18 protein-coding genes and 1 riboswitch are annotated in these 22,735 nt (G+C 37.1%); of the genes, 16 read left to right on the forward strand and 2 right to left on the reverse strand.

The window, feature by feature from the left end:
- The first annotated feature begins 185 nt into the window (after positions 1-185).
- On the forward strand, positions 186-1,913 hold the full coding sequence (ptsP, locus tag MOQ65_RS05780; protein ID WP_257846954.1) for a phosphoenolpyruvate--protein phosphotransferase: 1,728 nt from the start codon (positions 186-188) through the stop codon (positions 1,911-1,913).
- Between the two features lie 149 nt (positions 1,914-2,062).
- On the forward strand, positions 2,063-2,323 hold the full coding sequence (locus tag MOQ65_RS05785) for an HPr family phosphocarrier protein (protein WP_009352491.1): 261 nt from the start codon (positions 2,063-2,065) through the stop codon (positions 2,321-2,323).
- Between the two features lie 170 nt (positions 2,324-2,493).
- On the opposite strand, the gene MOQ65_RS05790 is transcribed toward MOQ65_RS05785, so the two are convergent.
- The gene (locus MOQ65_RS05790; protein WP_004695033.1) at positions 2,494-2,772 is read right to left on the reverse strand and encodes a metal-sensing transcriptional repressor; all 279 of its coding nucleotides are present in this window, start codon (positions 2,770-2,772) and stop codon (positions 2,494-2,496) included.
- Between the two features lie 330 nt (positions 2,773-3,102).
- Here MOQ65_RS05790 and MOQ65_RS05795 point away from each other — a divergent pair, with 330 nt between their 5' ends.
- The 10 genes from MOQ65_RS05795 to MOQ65_RS05840 all read left to right on the forward strand — a co-directional run bounded on the left by MOQ65_RS05795 (position 3,103) and on the right by MOQ65_RS05840 (position 16,375).
- Entirely contained in the window at positions 3,103-3,909 is an 807-nt protein-coding gene (locus MOQ65_RS05795; RefSeq protein WP_257846955.1) for a transglycosylase domain-containing protein, read from the forward strand.
- Positions 3,910-4,174: 265 nt separating this feature from the next.
- Positions 4,175-5,386: an argininosuccinate synthase gene (locus MOQ65_RS05800; RefSeq protein WP_005381291.1), complete on the forward strand. Its 1,212-nt coding sequence runs from the start codon at positions 4,175-4,177 to the stop codon at positions 5,384-5,386.
- On the forward strand, positions 5,386-6,813 hold the full coding sequence (argH, locus tag MOQ65_RS05805; protein ID WP_257846956.1) for an argininosuccinate lyase: 1,428 nt from the start codon (positions 5,386-5,388) through the stop codon (positions 6,811-6,813). The genes MOQ65_RS05800 and argH overlap by 1 nt, the downstream gene beginning before the upstream one ends.
- Before the next feature lie 616 nt (positions 6,814-7,429).
- On the forward strand, positions 7,430-8,761 hold the full coding sequence (potE, locus tag MOQ65_RS05810) for a putrescine-ornithine antiporter (protein ID WP_257846957.1): 1,332 nt from the start codon (positions 7,430-7,432) through the stop codon (positions 8,759-8,761).
- 390 nt (positions 8,762-9,151) lie between these two features.
- Positions 9,152-9,338, forward strand: a riboswitch (cobalamin riboswitch).
- 148 nt (positions 9,339-9,486) lie between these two features.
- Positions 9,487-10,425 (forward strand): nickel ABC transporter permease, encoded by a 939-nt coding sequence (gene nikB / locus MOQ65_RS05815; protein ID WP_178885540.1) that lies wholly within the window; start codon positions 9,487-9,489, stop codon positions 10,423-10,425.
- The gene (gene nikC, locus MOQ65_RS05820) at positions 10,425-11,246 is read left to right on the forward strand and encodes a nickel transporter permease (protein ID WP_105089750.1); all 822 of its coding nucleotides are present in this window, start codon (positions 10,425-10,427) and stop codon (positions 11,244-11,246) included. Before nikB ends, nikC begins: the two co-directional genes overlap by 1 nt.
- 149 nt (positions 11,247-11,395) lie before the next feature.
- Positions 11,396-12,964 carry an ABC transporter substrate-binding protein gene (locus MOQ65_RS05825; RefSeq protein WP_178885538.1) on the forward strand — a complete coding sequence of 523 codons (1,569 nt, stop codon included), beginning with the start codon at positions 11,396-11,398 and terminating at the stop codon, positions 12,962-12,964.
- Between the two features lie 12 nt (positions 12,965-12,976).
- Positions 12,977-13,774: an ABC transporter ATP-binding protein gene (locus MOQ65_RS05830; protein WP_227721086.1), complete on the forward strand. Its 798-nt coding sequence runs from the start codon at positions 12,977-12,979 to the stop codon at positions 13,772-13,774.
- Complete coding sequence (locus tag MOQ65_RS05835) at positions 13,767-14,579, forward strand: ABC transporter ATP-binding protein (protein ID WP_156719994.1); 813 nt, start codon at positions 13,767-13,769, stop codon at positions 14,577-14,579. The genes MOQ65_RS05830 and MOQ65_RS05835 overlap by 8 nt, the downstream gene beginning before the upstream one ends.
- Before the next feature lie 242 nt (positions 14,580-14,821).
- Entirely contained in the window at positions 14,822-16,375 is a 1,554-nt protein-coding gene (locus MOQ65_RS05840; protein WP_257846958.1) for an ABC transporter substrate-binding protein, read from the forward strand.
- 45 nt (positions 16,376-16,420) lie between these two features.
- Here the strand turns inward: MOQ65_RS05840 and MOQ65_RS05845 are convergent, their stop codons facing one another.
- On the reverse strand, positions 16,421-17,356 hold the full coding sequence (locus MOQ65_RS05845) for a YiiG family protein (RefSeq protein WP_105084960.1): 936 nt from the start codon (positions 17,354-17,356) through the stop codon (positions 16,421-16,423).
- Between the two features lie 277 nt (positions 17,357-17,633).
- Here MOQ65_RS05845 and MOQ65_RS05850 point away from each other — a divergent pair, with 277 nt between their 5' ends.
- From MOQ65_RS05850 to MOQ65_RS05865, 4 genes are all read left to right on the forward strand, one after another.
- Positions 17,634-19,019, forward strand: a complete 1,386-nt coding sequence (locus MOQ65_RS05850) for a Sau3AI family type II restriction endonuclease (RefSeq protein ID WP_257846959.1) — start codon at positions 17,634-17,636, stop codon at positions 19,017-19,019.
- Between the two features lie 121 nt (positions 19,020-19,140).
- Positions 19,141-20,214 (forward strand): DNA cytosine methyltransferase, encoded by a 1,074-nt coding sequence (locus MOQ65_RS05855; RefSeq protein WP_257846960.1) that lies wholly within the window; start codon positions 19,141-19,143, stop codon positions 20,212-20,214.
- Entirely contained in the window at positions 20,195-21,265 is a 1,071-nt protein-coding gene (locus tag MOQ65_RS05860; protein ID WP_257846961.1) for a DNA cytosine methyltransferase, read from the forward strand. The genes MOQ65_RS05855 and MOQ65_RS05860 overlap by 20 nt, the downstream gene beginning before the upstream one ends.
- Positions 21,252-22,724, forward strand: a complete 1,473-nt coding sequence (locus MOQ65_RS05865) for a hypothetical protein (RefSeq protein WP_257846962.1) — start codon at positions 21,252-21,254, stop codon at positions 22,722-22,724. Before MOQ65_RS05860 ends, MOQ65_RS05865 begins: the two co-directional genes overlap by 14 nt.
- The last annotated feature ends 11 nt before the right edge of the window (positions 22,725-22,735 follow it).

Here is a 22,735-nt window from a genome sequence, read left to right on the forward strand (position 1 = left end):
TATATCATAAATGACCCTTAATTATGTGGTGGAACTTTATAAAATTATAGCGAAAGTAAGCGAAAAATAACCCACGTGGGACGATTAAATGGGCGGATATAAAGGGCTCTATTACTTTATTGTTTGTCAGAGAAATGATAAAATATAGAGTAATGTAGTTTATCGTAATAGAAAGAGGAACACATATGCGAATTCAAGGGATTTCTGGATCTCGTGGCGTTGCAGTAGGCAATGTATATAGATATATTCAAGAGGAAATTGTCATTCCTGATTACACTGTAGCAGAGGATAAGGTAGAAGTGGAAATTGGTAAGTTCGCTTCTGCTATGGCAGCTACCTTAAAGCAATTGGATACAATTCGTCAAAAGGCGTTGAAAGACATGGGCCCTGAAGAGGCGGCTATTTTCGAAGCACATATGCAAATTGCTCAAGACCCATCTTTGTCTGATGGTATTAAATCCCTTGTTGAGACTAGCCATACTAATGTGGTAGCGGCTACAGCTCAAACTATTGAAACCTTTGCGAATATCTTCCTCGGTATGGACGATCCATATATGCGTGAACGCGGTGCAGATATCAAAGATATTGGTGATCGTTTGATGCGCAATATGTTAGGCATGAACCCTCGTGGTTTATCCCATATTTCTGGGGAGGTTATCTTGGTGGCTCATGATTTGGCACCATCTGATACAGCTTCTCTTGATAAAAATGTGGTAAAAGGCATTGTAACAGCTGCTGGTGGTCCTACATCTCATGCAGCTATCATGGCGCGCACCTTGGAAATTCCTGCCGTTATGGGCGTTGGTGATATTGAAGGCTTCGTAGATGGCGAGAAAGCAGTTGTACTTGGTACAGATGGTATTGTGGAAACAAATCCATCTGATGCGGATTGGACTGAATATACAAATCAAGCGGCTGCATACCAAGAAGAATTGAAACGGTTGCGCGAATCTGCCAATCTTGAAGCTAAGACTACTGATGGTCATCATGTAGAATTATTCGGTAACATCGGTAAGTCTAAAGATGCTAAACACGCTCTTACAATGGGCGCACAAGGCATCGGCTTATATCGTACAGAATTCTTGTACATGGAAAACGATGAATTGCCAACAGAAGATGTACAGTTTGAAGAATATAAAAAGGTTGCAGAAGATATGCAGGGCCAACCTGTTATTATCCGTACCATGGATATCGGTGGCGATAAAGAATTGAAATGCCTTGATTTGCCAAGTGAAATGAATCCATTCCTTGGTTATCGTGCGATTCGTATTTCCTTGAACCGTCCGGATATCTTTAAAGTACAATTACGTGCGTTATTGCGTGCTAGTTCCTTTGGTGATATTCACATCATGTACCCTATGATTGCTTCCGTAGAAGAAGTGAAACAAGCGAATGCTATGCTCGAAGAATGTAAGGCAGAACTTACAGCTGAAGGCAAAGAATTCAACAAGGATATCAAGGTTGGCATTATGATCGAAGTACCAGCGGCGGCTGTTATTTCTCCAATTTTGGCTAAATACGTAGACTTCTTCAGTATTGGTACAAATGATTTATGCCAATACACCTTGGCGGTAGACCGTATGAACGAGTCTATTGGTTCTCTATATCAACCATTGCATCCAGGTGTATTACGTCTTATCAAGCTTGTTATCGATGCGAGCCATGAACAAGGTAAATTTACAGGCATGTGCGGTGAACTAGCTAGTGACCCTGTAGCTACAATGATTTTATTAGGCCTTGGTCTTGACGAATTCTCTATGACAGCGTCATCTATACCACTTATTAAGAAAATCTTGCGTTCCGTTTCTAAAGCAGAATGTGAAGAGGTGGCTAATAAAGCGCTTGCTATGGATACAGCTGAAGAGATTACAGAATATGCTAAATCTGTACTAGCCGAAAAAGGCTTATTATAATTCTGTATAACTCTAAGAAAATTGTTAAGCTCATCAGTATATAGCAAAGAACTTTTTATATACTTGAATTAAAATGCTTGAAATTGATACAATATATCTATTAGAACGTATGGGATAGGTACTACCTATCGAGATAGAAAGAGGTTATCATGAAAGAATTAACAGTAGAAATTACTAACGAATCTGGTTTACATGCTCGTCCTGCTACAGCTTTCACACAATTGGCTGCTAAATACGCTTCCAAAGTGACAATCGCTGCTAACGGTAAAACAGCTGATGCTAAATCCATTTTAACTGTATTGACTTTGGGCGCTACAAAAGGCACATCTGTTACATTGACAGCTGACGGTGCTGACGAAGATGACGCACTCGCTGCATTGAGCGAATTCTTAACAACTAACCACGACTAATACTTTGTGGTAATATAAAGGACTCTACGAATGTAGAGTCCTTTTTTCTTGAGTTATATATGATGGATGCTTTAATCAGATTTGATTTTTATTTGCTTTATTGTGAGGTCTTCGAGATTTAGTAGAGCCTTATTTTTTGTAAAAAAAGAAGAGGCCTCTTAGCCTCTTCTTTATTTTCCCATGTTTGCAAAACGCTCTACAGCTTTTGTAAAGTCGCTAATGGTTTTTTCTACGTCACCGTGTTCGATACCATCTCGTACGCAGTGGTTGATATGTCCTTCAAGAACTACTTGACCTACTTTATGTAGTGCAGATTTAGCTGCATTAATTTGGCTCAACACATCTTCGCATGGAATGTCTTCTTCAATCATTCGATCAATAGCTTGCACTTGACCAAGGATTTTACGCAATCGACGATGTAGATTTTCTGAATCCATACATTGTTTCATAATACTCCTCCAATGGGCATGTTTTTATCATCTTTACTATTATACTCCATGTAAAGTTTATAATACAACTTTATAAGTATACCTAATATGAATAAAATCTGTATATGTAGATATACGCTTGGTTATAAATATTAAGATTCTCTCTTTTATATTGTTAGAATTCTTTTCCTAACAGCTATAATAGCAAGGTCTATCCATATCTTCTTCTTGATTGATGTGATACAATACATTTAATACACATTATAGTAGTATATGTATATAAGGCGTTGTAGATACTGTTAGTTAATAACTGTATGTATACTAAGGTCCTTTATGAAATAGGTGAAAGCAATGAAAGTGTTTCGCTACCTTCGGAATCTAGTGGTGTTCGTGGTGGTCATCATATTGGCCATGTTTATATATGACGGATACCATAGCTTTCAAGGTACAGATCTTGAAAGTAAGGCTCACACAACTGTTGAAAAACGCATAGAACAAAGTGAAGATACCCTCAGCCGTACAGATCGTATCATACGAATATTTACATTTAAAGAAAAGGTAGAGGCGGCCCTTAATCAACGTGTTTCTAAAGAACACTGGGTGAAGGGGGATGTCATTCCAGAATATACAAAGAATGCACTTATCGCCATTGAGGATAAGCGGTACTATAAGCATGGAGCTATTGATGTGCTCGGTATTATTCGCGCCTTTTATACCAATACTATAGCAGGCGAAACCGTAGAGGGGGGTAGTACTATTACACAACAAGTAGTAAAAAATCTCTTCCTTTCATCAAAACGCATCATGAGCCGTAAGGTGGAGGAGGCAATCCTTGCTAGTGAAATGGAACATTACTACTCGAAAGAAGAAATCCTCACCATGTATTTAAATACAGTATATTATGGTCATAATTATTACGGCATTTACGAAGCTGCGCATGGCTACTTTGGAACGAGCCCAAGCCGATTGACATTAGGGCAAAGTGCACTCCTTGCAGCACTACCTAATGCACCATCCTATTTAGATCCCTATACGAACTATAAAGGGGCTAAGGCTAGACAAAAACTGGTGCTTGAACAAATGGTAGACCAAGGCATGATTACACAAGCGGAAGCAGACTATGCATACCAACAAGACTTGGAACTTGTGGACGAATAATTGAATATATTTTATAATCTCTGTTTGCTAATGAATAATTAATTGGCGAACAGAGATTTTTTTGCGAAGATGGTTACGTTCCGAAATATATTACTAAATTGAATAAAAATAATGCTTGCATTTATAATTATACAGGTGTATACTATTTTTTGTCAGAAAGAGGGAATGACCGTTGAGCTAGATGCCACGGTGCTTTCACAATTATCTGATATAATATTGATTATATGAGTTAAAATACATAGTAAGTTTTTTATGAGGTGTTATCATGGGTAAAGCAAATAAAGTAGTACTCGCATATTCTGGTGGTTTAGACACATCCGTTATCATTCCTTGGTTAAAAGAAAATTATGGCGCTGAAGTTATCGCCGTATGCGTAGATTTAGGTCAACCTGAGGATTATGATGCAGTTGAGAAAAAAGCAATCAAATCTGGTGCTTCTAAAGCGTACATCGTTGATGCTAAAGAAGAGTTCGTAAAAGATTATGTATGGCCAACAGTAAAAGCTGGTGCAGTTTATGAGGGTAAATATTTATTAGGTACATCCTTCGCTAGACCTTTAATTGGTAAAATCCTTGTAGATATTGCTAAAAAAGAAGGCGCTGATGCTATCGCTCACGGTGCGACTGGTAAAGGTAATGACCAAGTTCGTTTCGAACTTGCTATCAAAGCATTGGCTCCTAATATGAAAATCATCGCTCCTTGGAGAGAATGGGATTTGAAATCCAGAACAGACTGCATGGAATATGCAGCTAAACATGATATTCCAGTTGTAGCTACGAAATCCCATCCATATTCCATGGACCAAAACGTATGGCATTTGTCCCATGAAGGCGGCGATCTTGAAAATCCAGCAAATGCTCCTAAAGATGATGTATACTTAGTAACACATACTCCTGAACAAGCTCCAGATGAAGCTGGTTATGTAACTGTATCCTTCAAAGATGGCGTACCTGTAGCAGTAGATGGCCAAGAAGGTACTCCATTACAATTGTTAGAAAAACTCAACGAAATCGGTGCACACTATGGCGTAGGCGTTGTAGATATTGTTGAAAATAGATTAGTAGGCATGAAATCCCGTGGCGTTTATGAAAACCCAGGTGGATCCATTATCATGTATGCTCACAGAGAACTTGAATACCTCTGCCTCGACAGAGCTACATACCACTACAAAGAACTCATTGCTAACAAATACGCTGAACTTGTATACGATGGCATGTGGTTCGCACCATTGATGAACGCTTTGCAAGCATTCGTTGATGAAACTCAAAAAACTGTAACTGGTGAAGTAAAACTTAAATTGTACAAAGGCAACATTATCTCTGCTGGTGCAACTTCTCCATACTCCTTGTACAGCGAAGATTTCGTAACATTCGAAGAAGATGATGTATACAACCAAGCTGATGCGGCTGGTTTCATCAACTTGTTCGGTTTACCTCTTAAAATTAATGCATTAATGAAAGAAAAGGCAGGTAAATAATGGCTAAATTGTGGGGCGGGCGTTTCACAAAAGGCACTGATAAAGCGGTAGAGGATTTTACATCCTCTATCGCTTTTGATGCGCGGATGTACGCCGAAGATATTGCAGGCAGTAAAGCACATGCGACTATGCTAGCAAAACAAAATATTATCTCCGACGCAGATCGGGATGCTATTGTTGAGGGCTTAACAAAGATTAAAGACCAAATCTATAAAGGTGAGTTCCCATTCTCCGTGGCTCTTGAAGATATTCATATGAATATTGAAAAGCGCTTAACCGATGATATTGGCGAAGCAGGTGGTCGTTTACATACAGGTCGTAGCCGTAATGACCAATGTGCAGTAGATTTACATATGTACGTGCGTAAAGCCGTAGTAGAAATGGGCGAGCTCATCGTAGATATGCAAAAAGCCCTCATTGAAACGGCTGAAAAATACAGCGATGTTATCATGCCTGGCTATACGCATTTACAACGGGCTCAACCTGTATTGTTCGGTCATCATATGATGGCATACTTCTCTATGCTAGAACGCGACTTTGATCGTTTGTTGATGGTCTTTAAACACGCAGACATCATGCCACTTGGTGCAGGGGCCTTAGCAGGTTCTACATATGGTATTGACCAAACCTATACACAAAAACTGTTAGGCTTCTCTCGTATTTACGAAAATAGTATGGATGCCGTATCCGACCGTGACTATGTGGTTGAATTCTTGTCCTTTGCATCTCTTGTGATGATGCATTTGAGCCGTCTTAGCGAAGAATTGATTTTGTGGTCTACCAATGAGTTTAATTTTATTGAACTTGATGATGCTCACTGCACAGGCTCTAGCATTATGCCACAAAAGAAAAATCCTGACGTATGTGAACTTGTTCGTGGTAAAACAGGTCGTACCTATGGCCACTTGTTAGGTTTATTAACTACATTAAAAGGCTTGCCACTTACATATAATAAAGATATGCAAGAGGATAAAGAGGGCATTTTTGATGCTATCGATACAGTACACTTTGCATTGTCCATTAATACGGCGATGGTCCGTGGTATGAAGGTCAATGGGGCGCATATGAAAGCAGTCCTCGATGATGACTTCTCTAATGCTACAGATATGGCCGATTACCTTGCGAAAAAAGGCGTTCCATTCCGTGAAGCTCATGAAATCGTAGGTAATGCTGTACATCATTGCATTGAAAAAGGTTGCGTATTGCTTGATTTATCTGTTGAGGATTTTAAAGCTATATCCGATCATTTTGATGCAGATATCCTTGATGCCATTTCCATCGAAGCTTGCATAGCTGGTCGTAATAACTATTCTGGTACTGCTCCAGAATGTGTGGAAAGACAACGGAACAATGGTAAAGCTGTTATCGCCGGAGAAGAAAAACAAATTGCTCAGTGGAAAGCAATTGTTGAATCTGTGCAAGCATAGCTGCTTTAGTAAGCCTAATATTTTGATTTAGGGCCACATCCTGTACAAGAGTAACATTCAGAGTAACAGTTACTTGTGATATTAAAATTTTAAGATCGATATACATATAAGTCTTATGGTAAAGCGCTTTATATTAACCTTTAAGCTTATGTGTATATCGATTTTTTATTTATATGATAGATGATACCTAGAAAAAGAGTCATTCTAATTGATAAATTACTATTAAAATAGTGTAAATTTATGTACGCGTACAGTGGACTGTGCGAAAACAATAGTCTTGTACTACGACACCATAACCATGATAGATAGTAAAAATCACATATATACACAGAATAAAATGGGGTAAAAATATACTCTGTCATTGTTAAAATGAGTTCTGTTCGTTTTAGATGATAAATTAACTATGATTTATTCAATTCGTGTAATATGGCTTGTCCGCCAATAAAGTACTTTCATTTTGAGTTCATAGGTGTTATTATTTAATTCGTAATAAGAATAACAACGGTAAATTCACATTCAAGCCCATCACAGCACGAACTGAATTTACTTAGCGGTATATTATATTTAAGTGAATTATGGACGAGAAAAAATTCACCTTTTGAAAGGGGATTGATACATGAAAACCACCGCTAAAAAAATGTCTGTATTCCAGCTAACCACAATGGTAGCAGCCAATATGCTAGGAGCTGGAATCATTATGTTACCAACTAATTTGGCTCAAGTTGGTACTATTTCAGTTTTATCTTGGCTCGTAACAGCTGTGGGTGCGCTTTTGTTAGCGTATATTTTTGCTCAAGCGGGTATGTTCTCCCAGATTAAGGGGGGCATGGGCGGTTATGCAGAACACCGCTTCGGTAAAACTGGACATTTTATGGCGAGCTATGCTTACAGCATATCTCTCATCATTGCTAATATCGCCATCGCGGTATCTGCCGTAGGTTATGGCGCAGCTTTCTTTGGTGTTGACCTCAATGCAACACAAACAAGCCAAGTAACAATTGTGCTTTTGTGGTTTGCAGCGATTTTGAACTTCCGTGGTAATCGCTTCACAGGTCGACTCAGCAACATGACTATTTGGGGCTCTATTGTGCCGGTTTTATTAATTGGTACAATCGGCTGGTATTGGTTTGACCCGTCTATCTATTGGGCGGCTTGGAACCCAAATGATCTTCCGTTTTACGATGCAGTAAAACAATCCATTTCCCTCACTTTGTGGGGCTTCCTAGGATTTGAGTCCGCAGCGGCTAATGCTGATGCTGTTGAGAATCCAAAGAAAAACGTACCTATCGCAACTGTGGCAGGTACATTAGCAGTGGCAGTGGTTTACATCTTGTCCACAAATGTTATGGCCGGTATCGTGCCTAACATCGACTTGTTAAATTCTAATGCACCATTTGGTTTGACATTCGTATACATGTTCAATGATACAATTGCAAACATCGTGATGGCTGCAATGGTTATTTCTTGCTTTGGCGCTTTACTTTGCTGGCAATTCACATTGTCTCGCGTATTTAAAAGCGCAGCGGAACATGGTTACTTCCCTAAAGTATTCGCTCGTGTAAATAGTAATGATGCTCCTGTTCGTGGCGTATTCATTCTACTCGCTGTTGAAACATTACTTACATTGTTCACTGCAAGTGATTCTTTGCGTGAGCAATTTGAAGTATTGGTAAACTTGGCGGTTGTAACTAACGTAGTACCATATGTATTGTGCATCTTAGCAGTACCTACAATGATGCGTATGGCTGGCGTAGCTGAAAGCCGCATTAAACGCTTTAACTACGTATTTGGTGCTGGCGTTATCTACTGCTTATATGCTATTTACGCATGTGGCTTTGATGCTATGGTTGGTAGTGCCGTGGCAGTAAGCATTGGTCTTGTGATCTATGTTTTGCGTAAAGCGTGGGCTACACGCAAAGCGCACCGCTTACAACAAAGTATCGATTAATTAAATAACTCTCGTCTTATAAGAGGTTGTTACTTAGTAACAGCCTCTTTTTGGTATATTAATCAGACTTATTAATTATGATTTTATTAATTATAAATAATTGATAGTTGCTAAAGTGATTAAGAGTTTTTTCGGTATGTATAAAAAAAATTCATGAGAAAATTACCATTATAATAATAATTAATATATATACAGTTGGATACAGTTAATACGGAAAAAATCATATATATAAAGTGATTTGTATGGGTTTATACATAAATAGAGACTTGTTCAGTAATCGATAATTTTTATTAGTATAAAAATTATATTGATTTTACTAAATATAACAATACCCCTAAGGGGTATATGTATTGTAAACATATTATTAATATAGTATATTTATAATCGATAAAAATGAATAAACTAATGAGTGTCGGTATTACCGAGCGTAAAAGAGGAAAATGGGTGTAAATCCCATACTATGCAAATAGCTGTAATGAGGAGCAAGGTTTCATTATAGGGTCACTGGGAAACTGGGAAGGCCGAAATATTGCGATGAATCATGAGTCAGAAAGCCTGCTCTAAATGTATGGTATTGTACATACTATACTTAATTTAGGTTAGTCAGGTGGACTAACCTTTTTTGTCGTTTTCCTATATGCACCTCTGCTATATCGGGAGAAATAAGCATATTAGTTGTTCATTTAGATTATTGTAGTATTTAGAGAGTATAGGAGGAGGCGCCTATGGGCAAACGCTTTGCTAAACAGCTAGGTCAATTCATTGTTACACTGTTTGGCATTACTTTTTTAACATTTTGTCTCACTTATTTAGCACCAGGCGATCCAGTAACGATGTTACTAGAAACGGCAGATACAATTGTATCTCAGGAGCTTATCGATGAAACTCGAGCTCAGCTTGGGTTAGATAAACCGTTTATAGTGCAATATGCAAACTGGGTTGTGAATGCTGCACAAGGTGACTTAGGGATGAGTTACTCTGCTAAAAAGCCTGTTGTAGATCGTATGTTGGAGGCTTTGCCAGGGACAGTTATGCTAGCAGGTACAGCATTAGTATTTACATTGCTCTATGCATTGCCGGCAGGGATTATAAGCGCCTTAAATCGAAACAAATGGATCGACTATCTGTTGCGCGTTGCTTCCTTTGTAGGCGTGTCTATGCCATCATTCTGGTTAGGCCTTGTACTGATTTATATCTTTGGCCTTAAATTAGGACTTGTTCCTATTGCATCTTCTCGTGTAACTCCTATCGGTGTAATTCTACCAGCCGTTACATTAGCTGTTGTAGTCGGGTCCAAGTACATGCGCCAAGTTCGTCTCGTTATTCTTGAAGAAATGCAAAAGGATTATGTTATCGGCGCACGTGCTCGTGGTGTGAGTGAGATGAAAATTTTATTCGGTCATATTTTGCCTAATGCAGTATTACCACTTATCACTATACTGGGCGTTGTTATCGGTTGGTTATTAGGCGGTGTTGCAGTTATTGAAATGGTATTCTCCTGGCCTGGCCTTGGGAATATGGCAGTATATGCCATTACCATGCGCGACTATCCATTGATCGAAGGTTTTGTGTTGTGGGTTGCCTTAGCATATATGTGTATTAATGCATTAGTTGATGCGTCATATATCTTGTTAGACCCTAGATTAAAAAGGGAGAGAGCATAATGGCAGAATTTATTCAAAAACATAAATTGTTCTCTTTCTATAGCGCCTTGATGATTGTGGTAGTTCTCATAGCTATATTTGCACCATGGCTTGCTCCGGGTGATGCTTTTAGCTCAAATCTGAGTCAAGCATTACAAGCGCCAAGTAGTCAACATTGGTTTGGTACAGATAAGCTTGGTCGTGATGTATTGTCTCGCATCATTTATGGTACACAGTTATCCTTGTTTATGGGTGTCAGTATCGTTGTTATCATGGTAAGCATTGGTACTATTATCGGTGCTGTAGCTGGTTATTTCGGCGGGAAAATCGAAATGGTCCTCATGCGTCTTGCGGACATTATGCTATCCTTCCCGGGTGTAGTATTAGCCATTGCCATTGCTGGTATTTTGGGTGGTAGCATTGTGAATACGATTATAGCGCTATCTGTAGTTGGTTGGGCAAAATATGCTCGTCTTGTACGGTCTATGACGTTGAAAGTTCGCGGTGAAGAGTATGTAACGGCGGCTGTCATGATGGGGGCCTCTACAACGACTATTCTAAGACGTCATATCATTCCCAATATCCTTCCTCTTGTTGTTACAACAGGTGCACTAGATATTGGGGCTATTATGATTGAGGTTGCTGGTCTTTCCTTCCTTGGATTTGGTGCTCAACCACCAACACCAGAATGGGGCCTTATGCTTAACGAAGGTCGTCAATATTTACAAACCAGTCCATGGCTGATGGCATTCCCTGGTATGTCCATCCTTATCGTAGTTGCTATCTTTAACCTTTGGTCTGATTCCTTACGGGACGTAGTGGATCCTAAGAACCAAGGTTAGTTATGTGTGATGCTTATTTATAGGTTGTGTTGTGAAAGTTGTTATATAAATAGGCGGTAATAAGGTTTTTCCATTATGACTATTGTAGATTGTAGTGGTCATGATGTGTATGTTTTATGTTTATATGTAATGGAACAAGGAGATTTTACATGAAAAAATCTTGGAAAAAAGCCCTCTTAGCAGGTCTTAGCATTGTAGTGATGGGTTCCTTCATCGCTGGTTGCGGCTCTGATAATAATGGTGCTGCTAATAAGGATGTTTTAAAAGTTGGTGTAACTAACTTCGCATCCACATTAGAACCTACAGAAAACTTCTTCGCATGGGTTGTTATGCGCTATGGTGTAGGCGAAACATTGGCTAAGTTTGACGAACACATGAAACCTCAACCATGGATTGCATCTAAATGGGAAGTATCCCCAGACCATAAAACGTGGACTTTCACAATCAATGATAAGGTGAAATTCTCTAATGGTAAAAAAGTTGATGCTGCAGCAGTTAAAGCATCTATCGAACGGGCTTTTGAAAAATCCAATCGTGCAAAAACATTTTTCGAATATGACTCTATGGAAGCTAATGGTCAACAATTAGTTATTCATACAACAAAAGAATATCCTAATATGCCTGGCCTTTTAGCGGATCCGTTGTTCCTAATCGTTGACGTTCAATCTGAAAAAGATGGCCGTAACTTTGCCAAGGAAGGTCCTATCGGTACAGGTCCATACGTAGTTAAATCTTTCACAAAAGATCGTGCTGAGATGGCTGCTAACGAAAACTATTGGGATGGTACAGTACCATTTAAAACTGTAGAAATTCCTTCCATCGACGATCCTAATACGCGTGCTATGAGCTTGCAATCTGGTGACGTAGATATGGCGGTTAACATCGGTGCTGGTGAAATGGGCTTATTCCAAAATAACGATAAGTTCAAGGTTGATGAAATCGCATCTCTTCGCGTAGTATTGGCTCGTATCAACCAAAAAGGTGTTCTTGGTGATGACAAAGTACGTGCTGCAGTTATTTCCGCAACAGACCGTAAAAACTATGCTGATGTATTGTTAAAAGGTACATTCATTCCTGGTTCCGCACCAATTCCACCATCCATGGACTATGGCTTCAAAGATTTGAAAGATCCTAATGCGTATAACCCTGAACGTTCTAAACAATTATTAGCAGAAGATGGTTGGAAAGATACTGATGGGGACGGCATCCTTGATAAAGATGGCAAACCATTAACATTTGACTTCGTAGTATATAATTCTCGTGCAGAATTACCACTTTATGCAGAAGCTGTTCAAGCAGACCTTAAAAAAGTGGGTATCGACATGAAAATCAAAACAGTTGACTATAACTTGATTGATAAAATGGGTCAAGATGGCGACTATGATATGCTTATCTCCAACATCGTAACTGCTAATACAGGCGATCCAATCTGGTTCTTAGCTAACTACTGGCATACTAATGTGGATGGTTCCAACCCTCAAAACGGTTCTGGTTACTCCAATCCACAAGTTGACCAATTGTTAGATGCTGCTGAAACTGAATTTGATCCTGCAAAACGTCGTGACTATGCAATTCAAATTCAACAATTATTGATGAATGATGGTGCTGCATTGTTCTTAGGTTACCCTAAAACTAATATCGTTACTGGTTCTTACTTGAAAGGTGCTGTCATGTACCCAAGTGACTACTACTGGATTACTAATAAAATTACAAAATAATAAGGAGCTATAATGGCAGAAAACATACTAACTGTAGAGAACCTTAACATCGCGTACCAAGGTGTGCCTGCTGTTATGGATGTAAACTTTACCTTGGAACGCGGTAAGGTATTGACCATTGTAGGGGAATCTGGATCCGGTAAAACTACCGTGATCCGGGCCCTCATGGGTTTATTGCCTATAGGTGGTGAGGTCACAGATGGTACAATGCTCTTTAATGGTCAAGACCTTCGCACCCTATCTAAGTCTGAATGGAGAGCTATACGTGGTAAAGACATGGCCATGATTTTCCAAGATAGTGGTAGTGCTTTAGACCCAATAGTTCGCATTGGTAAACAGTTTAGAGAATTATTCAAATCTCATATAGAAATTACCAATGATGAATGTGATCGACGAGCAATTGAGTTATTAGAATCTGTGTCTCTTCCTAATGGGGCAGATATATTGCGCCGTTATCCTCATGAATTATCTGGTGGTCAACGCCAGCGTGTGGGCATTGCTATGGCATTAGCGATGGATCCTGCGTTATTAATTGGTGATGAACCTACATCTGCTTTAGATGTAACAACACAATCACAAGTTGTTATGCAAATGCTAGAACTTGCTAAAGAGCATAATTCTGCTATCGTAATGGTTACGCATAACCTTGGTGTAGCGGCCTATATGTCCGACTATATTATTGTTATGAAAAAGGGTCGTGTTGTTGATGCTGGCACACCGCAAGATATTTTGGAAAACCCATCTAACGAATATACGAAGCAATTAAAAGATGCTGTACCAACATTGGAAGGAGGTCGTTACATTGACTAACTACGCTGTAGAATTAAAAAATGTATGTAAACGATTCCCACTTCCTACTGGTGGTGAGCTCGAAGCGTGTAAGAGTATTAATATCACCTTAGAAAAAGGCGAGTCCCTTGGGATTGTAGGGGAATCTGGCTCTGGTAAAACGACTTTGGTTCGTATGATTATGAAGATGCTGCCTATTACGGAAGGCGAGATTTATGTAGATGGTGTAGAGATTCAACATATGAACTCTGAGCAAACGAAAGAATACCGCAAGAAAATTCAAATGGTATTCCAAGATCCATCTGCAGCCTTCAATCCGCGTATGAAGGTAAAGGATATTATCCTTGAACCGTTATACAATTTTGGGCTTCTTGAAAAAGGAAAAGAAGAACAAATCGCTGGTGACTATCTTGAAATGGTAGACCTACCTCGCGAGTTTATGCATCGTTATCCTCATGAAATGTCTGGTGGTCAACGTCAACGTGTAGCTATTGCTCGTGCCATTGTACTTGAACCAGAAATTCTTGTTCTAGATGAGGCAACTAGTGCTCTAGACGTGTCTGTACAAGACTCCATCGCCTATTTACTAGCGCGTTTACAAAAAAAGAAAAACTTAACATACCTATTCATTGCTCATGATATTGCGTTCATTCGCACGATGTGTCATAAGGTGGTCGTAATGTACAAAGGCGCTATCGTTGAAGAGCTAGACGCATTCCATTTAGCAGATGCAAAACATCCTTATACAAAGGTTCTATTGAGCTCTATCTTTGAAATTGGTAAAGATCATAAGCCACTTACCTTAGAAGAAGCTGGGAAAGCGTAAATTTTGATTATATAAAATAGCAGTTAGCCATTTGGTTAACTGCTATTTTTATATTATCTATTATTTATTATGCGGATAATTTTTTCTTCTACATAAATATATCGAAAATTTTCTCGAAAATGATTGTGTTAACACTAGATATATAGTATAGTTGACTAAGCAATATACCCCTATGGGTATATTTAAAATATGCTCATATGAAGTGATATACATATACATATAGAGAAAGGTTAGGTGTGTGAATGAAAGGATTGCGTAAGGCGTTACTGATTGGTATGATGCTGGGTGTTACGGTTCTTGGTACTGTAGGCTGTATGAATCAATCATCCGATTCATCTAATGATGTATTAAAGGTAGGAGCTATTAGCTTTGCAGGTACATTAGAACCAACAGAAAACTATTTTAGCTGGGCCGTTGTACGATATGGTGTTGGGGAAACACTAATAAAATTTGATGATCACATGAATGCTAAACCCTGGTTAGCATCTTCTTGGAAACAAAGTGATGATAAGCTGACTTGGACTTTCACCATCAACGATAAGGTTAAGTTCTCTAACGGTAATGCTCTTACTGCTGAGGCCGTAAAGGCGTCTTTGGAACGAACCTTCGGGAAGAGTAAACGGGCAAAATCATTCTTTAATTACACTGAAATGACGGCTAATGGTCAAGAGCTCACAATTAAGACCGATAAGCCTTACTATAATTTGCCAAACTTGTTGGGAGATCCATTATTCTTGATTATGGATGTAACTGCTGAGGCAAATGGTCGTGATATTGCAAAGGAAGGTCCTATTGGTACTGGTCCTTATGTAGTGACATCATTTACAAAAGAGCGTGCTGAGCTAGCACGGAATGATAACTACTGGGATGGCAAGCCAGGCTTCGGTAAGGTTGAAATTCCATCTATTAACGATGCCAATACACGAGCTATGGCATTGCAAGCGGGTGATGTAGATATGGCCGTTAGCATTGGACCTGGCGAATATGGTATCTTCCAAAACGATAAGAAATTTACTATTTATGAAGTATCATCTTTACGTGATGTATTCGTTCGGATGAGCCAAAAAGGCAAGCTTAAGAATGCTAATCTTCGAGCGGCCCTCATTGCCGGAGCGAATCGTGAGTCCTATGCAAAGAACCTTATGAAGGATACCTTTATTGCCGGCAAGGCTCCATTGCCACCGTCCATTGATTATGGATTCAATCAATTGCGGGATCCTAATAAATATAATGTTGAACGTGCTAAAGAATTACTTAAACGTGAAGGTTATATTGATACAAATGGTGATGGTATTGTAGATAAAGATGGTGAAAACCTAGTACTTGATTTCTATGCCTATACATCTCGGCCTGAATTGCCATTATATGCAGAGGCATTACAAGCGGACTACAAAAAAATTGGTGTAGATTTACAAATTAAAATCGTAGACTATGCTGTGATTGATACATTGGCGCAATCTGGAGATTACGATATGCTCATCTCTAGTGTAGTTACTGCTAATACTGGCCAACCTGTATGGTTCTTGAAACAATACTGGGGGACAGGTAGTGATACAAACGGCTCTGGATTCTCTAATCCACGTTTCGATGAATTGTTAGCTCTTGGTGAAAGCGCTAACGATCCACTGGTGCGTCGTAATGCGGTGATCAATGCACAACAATTGATGCTTGATGACTCCGTAGCACTTTTCCTTGGATATCCTAAAATCAACATTGTAGGGAATAACCATATTGATGGTATTAAGATATCTCCATCTGAATACTATATCATTACGAAAGATTTAAAGCGTAAATAATAAAAATAGGACTAGCTTTGAGCTAGTCCTATTTTTGTAGGTTCCTTATTTTTTCTTTTGCTCTGTTGCATCAAGTTCTGCCATATTTACGACATTTGCTTTACCAACCATTTTATTATATTTTATAAAAAGTTGTGTATATGCTTCGCCGTAGGAAGAATTGATGATGATATAGTTGCGAGCCTCTGCGACAAATTCTTTTACAGAATCTTGATACTCGCGAACTGCGTTTTGCGTTTCTGATGTTGTACCAGGTTGTAATTTGTTGATGCGTTGCGTGATTTGTTGCAAGTTTGCTTCAACCTTTTGGGTATCCGTATTTCCATCTGGATCGATAAGGTCGATTGTTTGGGCAGTCATGAGATTTAACTCGATGAAGTTAACTGCATTTTCACGTTTTTCACCTTGATATTCAGTCATGCGTTCTGTATAGAGCTCATTATTACGATTATCTAAGGCTAAATCTAAAGCGTTGTATGTAGCGTAGAATTGTTCAGCTAGAGGTACATACTGTGCTGCTAACTCATCGCTACCTTTGAAATTATCTTTTTCAAAACGACGTTCTACATAGTAGGCTTGCAATTGATCCGCAACAGGAATCAATTGATCTAGCACTGCTAATACATCATTAGTTGATTGATTTACATCTTCGTATGGAGTAGGGCTATCTTGCTTTGCAGCCTCTAATGCTGTTTTAAGATCTTTGTATTTAGGTAATGTAATCGTCGTGTTATGGGACCCATTACGTAACTCTTCAAGAGTTGGTTGTAATTGATTTGCATAGGCTACACTGTACGCGTTATATGAGTCTAATGCGACGATATAAGGTCGGATAGCGTTGATCTTGTCGTCAACGGTTGATCGATATAAAATTGTCGTTGTATTGGATGACAAGAGTGTATACACCCCGTAGATCCCACCACCGATAATAGCGATGCCAAGTATAACGGCTGCTATTAACTTGATGTACCCCTTTTTCAACTGCGCACGCTCCTTGAAAACACACTAACTCTTTTTGGATCCATTTGGGCGGACTACGCCCCTAAGAGTAATTAGTTATATTATATCATAAACTTAGGTCCCAAAAAAGACGTATAGAGCGGAGAATCATAAGGAATAGATGAAATTATTCGATGTGAACATATATTAATATTTATAATTCGCTATTTATAGATTAATATACTCTGTAAAAGTTAAATTAGTATATTTCTTAATACCTTTGATATAATTTACATATATATGATTGGAGGGGATTCTAATGAGCACGGATAAGGTTTATAACTCCATTGAAGAAGTATTAGATATAGCTGAATCTGCAGAGGGTAAAACGGTTGGTGAGTTTGATATAAATAATCGCCTGGATAGTAGGGGAAACAAGGGCGGTATTGGTCAGGTTTTAGAAGAAGGCTTATTTAAAATGGCTGTTAATAGCAGAGCAGAAGCAGACTTTGTTGATTTAGGTTTGGAGCTAAAAGTTACTGCTATAAAAGAAAATAAAAAGAATGACTTCTCTGCAAAAGAACGGTTAGTTTTAAATATTATTAACTATGAAGAGGATTATAAAGACTCTTTTGAAGAATCATCATTTTGGCAAAAAAATAAGAAGTTACTAATTATTTTCTACTTATATAAAGATGAAATAGATAAAAAGGATTTTCCTATCATAAAGTCGGTTTTACATAATTTTGATCCTGTGGATTTAGAAATTATAAAACAGGATTGGCAAACTATTATAGATAAGATTAAAGCTGGTGAGGCCCATAATATTTCGGAGGGAGATACGATGTATTTGGCTGCCTGTACTAAAGGGGCTAATGCTAAGTCCATAAGAAAACAACCATTTTCTAATATACCAGCTAAACAACGTGCATTTTCTCTTAAAAGTTCTTACATGTCTGCCTTTGCTCGCCGTGTTATTGATAGACAATTAATACCATCACTATTTAATGTTGATGAACTTAAAAGTAAGACTACATTACAATTATTACAAGAACGATTCGCTCCATATATTGGTAAACGAGTATCTGAAATTGCAAAACTCGTAGATATTCCAGTAACTAAAAATAAGGCTTTTAATGCCAATCTTATTAGTGCGGTTTTGGGTGTAAAAGGGACCAAGTTAGAATCACTTAGAGAGTTTAGTAAAGCAAATATTAAGTTTAAAACGATACGGCTTGAGCCTACTGGAATTCCAAAGGAACACATGTCCTTTGAACAAATAGACTTTCATCGTTGGCTTAACGATGCATGGGAAGACTCTCAGCTTTATGAAAAATTTGAGTATACAAAATATCTATTTGTAGTATTTCAGTATGATGAGACTGAGAAGGAAAATAAAAATAGAGAACCTTACTTAAAAGGAATTATGCTGTGGAATATGCCAGAGGTTGTAATTGAGCATGAGCTCAAAGAACTTTGGAAAACAACAAAAGCTATTCTGGAAGAAGGGGTTCAACTTACTCCTGTACGTAATGGTGTGTCAAATAACTTGCCAGGTGCTAGCTTTAATGGGATTTGTCATATTCGACCTAAGGCTAGAGATGGAAAGGATCAAGTAGAATTACCAGATGGACAACGTATAACAAAACAATGCTATTGGTTAAATAGAGAGTATATAGCAGAAATTATAAATGAGCTTCTATAAAGGGAAATTTCTTACTCATAAAATTTGTTATTTATATTCTATAATATAAGATAGAATGGTATTATTTAAATAATTAGAAATTTTAAGTTATATTATATGGAAATACAGAATGATGAAAAGTATGAATGGGATGTCATTATTTTCAAGTGCAGGTATAGGCGAATACTATTTACAACGAAATGGTATTAATATTGTAGTAGCAAATGAGCTTATAGAGAAACGCGCAAATTTGCATAAATCTATATACCCTGACTGTTCTATGGTTATAGGTGATATCACTGATGAATTAGTATTTAATGAAATAAGGGAGATTGCTGTTCAAAATAAAGTAGAATTTATGCTAGCTTCTCCACCTTGTCAAGGTATCAGTGTTGCTGGTAAAAATAGAGATATTGATGCAATGGCTAGTGATAGCAGAAATTATTTAATTACTTATGTTATTAAAATGATAGGTATAGTTGAACCTAAATATATCATTATTGAAAATGTCCCACTTTTATTGAAGTTACATTTATATATTAATAATAAATTGCTGTCTATATTAGATTTATTGGATCAAGAGTTATCAGATAAATACGAGATTTCTTATGATGTACTTGATACTGCGGATTATGGAACACCACAGTATAGACGGCGTGCAATAATTAAATTGCAGAAAAAAGGATTAGTTTGGCCGTGGCCAAAGAAATGGAAAAAGAAAATTAGTGTTAGGAAAGCTATTGGAGATTTACCCTCTTTAGAGTCAGGTGAGAAATCCAGTATTAAATGGCATTTTGCGAGAAAACATACTGATAATCAAGTGCTATGGATGCAACATACGCCAACTGGTTGTAGTGCATTTGATAATAATGAATATTATCCAGTAAAATCTGATGGAACTAGAATAAAAGGATATAATTCTAGTTATCGACGTATAAAATGGGATGAGCCTGCACCTACAATAACGATAAGAAATGATGCAATTAGTTCTCAACGAAATGTACATCCTGGTCGACTAATGGATAATGGTCTGTATTCTGATGCTAGAGTTCTTAGTATTCTTGAGTTAATGCGTTTAACAGGACTACCTGATGATTGGATAATTCCAGATAGTACTAGTGAGCTGTTAGTACGACAAGTGTTGGGAGAATGTATACCTCCATTATTAATAGAAGCTCTAGTTAAGGAGATTGATTATGAAATTGAATGCTCTTAGTTTGTTTGCTAGTGCTGGTATAGGTGAGCTTAGTCTACATAATACATTTATTAATGTTGTAGCTGCGAATGAGTTGATTGATAAAAGGGCAGACCTGTATTCTTACTTTTATCCTGAAACTATGATGTTTAAAGGTGATATTACTTCGGATGAGTTAAAGTCAGAGATTCTTACATATTCTAAAGAAAAGAACGTAAAGTTTTTATTGGCAACACCACCTTGTCAAGGTATTAGTTCTGTTGGAAAAAATAAAGTACAAGATTCATTTGTTCGTGATCGACGTAATTTTTTAGTTATGGAGATTTTTTATTTTATTGATAATTTAGATTTAGACTATATCTTGATAGAAAATGTGCCTCGATTTCTAGAAATGTATTTTCCATATGAAGAATCTATGAGTCTTTTGATCGATATATTGAAGAAAAAATATGGAACTGATTATATAGTAGAAGGGGATGTTATTAATGCTAAAGATTATGGGATTTGTCAATCCCGACCTCGTGCAATAATTAAGATGTATAAGCCTTATTTGTCGTGGCCGTGGCCTAAAACAGAGCCAGAAATTCCATTATCTCAAGCAATTGGTCACTTACCATCTTTGGAACCAGGTGAGTATTCAGATATTAAATGGCACTATGCAAAGATTAATAGATTAGAGATAACAGAATCTTTACGGCATACAAAGCCTGGTGAGAGTGCATTAAATAATCCTATTTTTTATCCTAAAAAAAAGAATGGTGAGAGAATTAAAGGATTTCACAATACCTACAAAAGAATGGTTTGGGATAAGCCGGCACCTGCACGAACTACATATAGTGGCAGTGTAAGTTCTCATAATAATATCCATCCGGGACGATTACTTAAAGATGGAACGTATTCTGATCCTAGAGTACTTTCTTTGTTGGAAACATTTATAGTTTCTTCTATTAGTGAAAATATCATTTTTCCTGAAGGCATAACAGATAATTTTATTAGAACTGTTATAGGAGAGGCAATTCCTCCTAAATTATTGTTTAAAATTATAAATGAGATAGATTATGGAAAATATTAATTTTCTAAAAGACCCAACAACTCATTGGGTGTTTAAGAAACATACAAATAGTATTGGATTATTAGTTGATGTAGCTCTTTATTTGAAGCAGCATAATTCTAATGTATCTGTCACTGATAAACAACAAATGTATATAGATTTTAGTAAAACAAATCTGTATAATCCTAGAAAATCTAAACGTGAAAAACCTACTGATGCAATTAATCATAAAATTGATGGGTTAAGATTTTATATGTTTGGATACTCAGATAGAATCGAAGGTGTCGATAAGTTTATTTTTAGTCCATTAGGAAATTTATTTTTATCTAATTTATCCAATACAAATTATCTGACAAAAATATTTATAACAATGCTCGTTGGAATTCAATTTCCACATCCTGGGAGTAGAACTAGTTATGCATTGAAACTCTATCCTTTTAGGCTAATTTTTAAATTATTACTGGATAAGAGATTGAATCATAAACTATATAATTATGAGGTTTATGAATTTCTTATTAATATACAATCAATTAATGAAGATTCGTATGAAGTATTAGTATCAACGTTGTTAGAATCGAGGAAAGAGTCCTTTTCTTCTAAGTTTTCTAGATTGAAGAATAAAGAATATAAAATCGTAAAGTCTGTTTATGAGTGGCAATATTATGTTTTATCTTTACTAGAGAGCATTAATATTTTTGATCATAATAAAGGGGATGAATTTGTTGAATTATATCATCCTCAAAAACCAAATAGTAAATCTCTCGCAACAAAAAGGAAAGCAAATAATGGTTACTTTAGTTTGAATAAAGATGTAATAGATTTTGTTAATAATTTAATATCTGAATATAGCCCTTTTGATGAACCACTAGACTTTAGCTTAACTAATAGATTATCCGATGATATTGTAAAAGAGATATATTCATTTTATCCTAATGAATTATTGGAAGAGTTAGGAATAGGAAAAGATAATATTGAAGCTGAGATATTATCATTACCAAAATATATAGAAGCATACTCTTTAAATCCTAATAATGAAACAGCGGAATTATTTGAAGAGGTATTAGAAACTACCTTTAATTTATTCTCTAATGTTGAAGCAAAACGTATATCTGGATCGGGAAATACAGATATAGAATGTCTTCAGTTTGATATAAAGGAAAAGTTTGCTGTTGAAGCTAAATCAACCTCTAAAAAATTGGCTAATATTAATGCGGGTAGGTTACATCGACATAGAGCTCTTATTAATGCGCAATACACAATTGTAGTTACACCGAGATATGTGCCTAGTGTTAAATATGATATAAAGGGCGAAGCAATTGTTATAATAAAGGCTAATACATTATCAGAATATATATATAATTATCTTATATCGAATATAGATGAGTTGGACTACACAGAACTACGGGATATCATCATTAACAATCTTGGAAATGATATCAGTTTACAATTGTCTGAAATAACCCTTTCTAGGTTTGGCTAATTCAATAATTG

This window comes from Veillonella faecalis (genome assembly GCF_024677885.1).
In the GTDB taxonomy this organism is placed as follows: Bacteria; Bacillota; Negativicutes; order Veillonellales; family Veillonellaceae; genus Veillonella; species Veillonella nakazawae.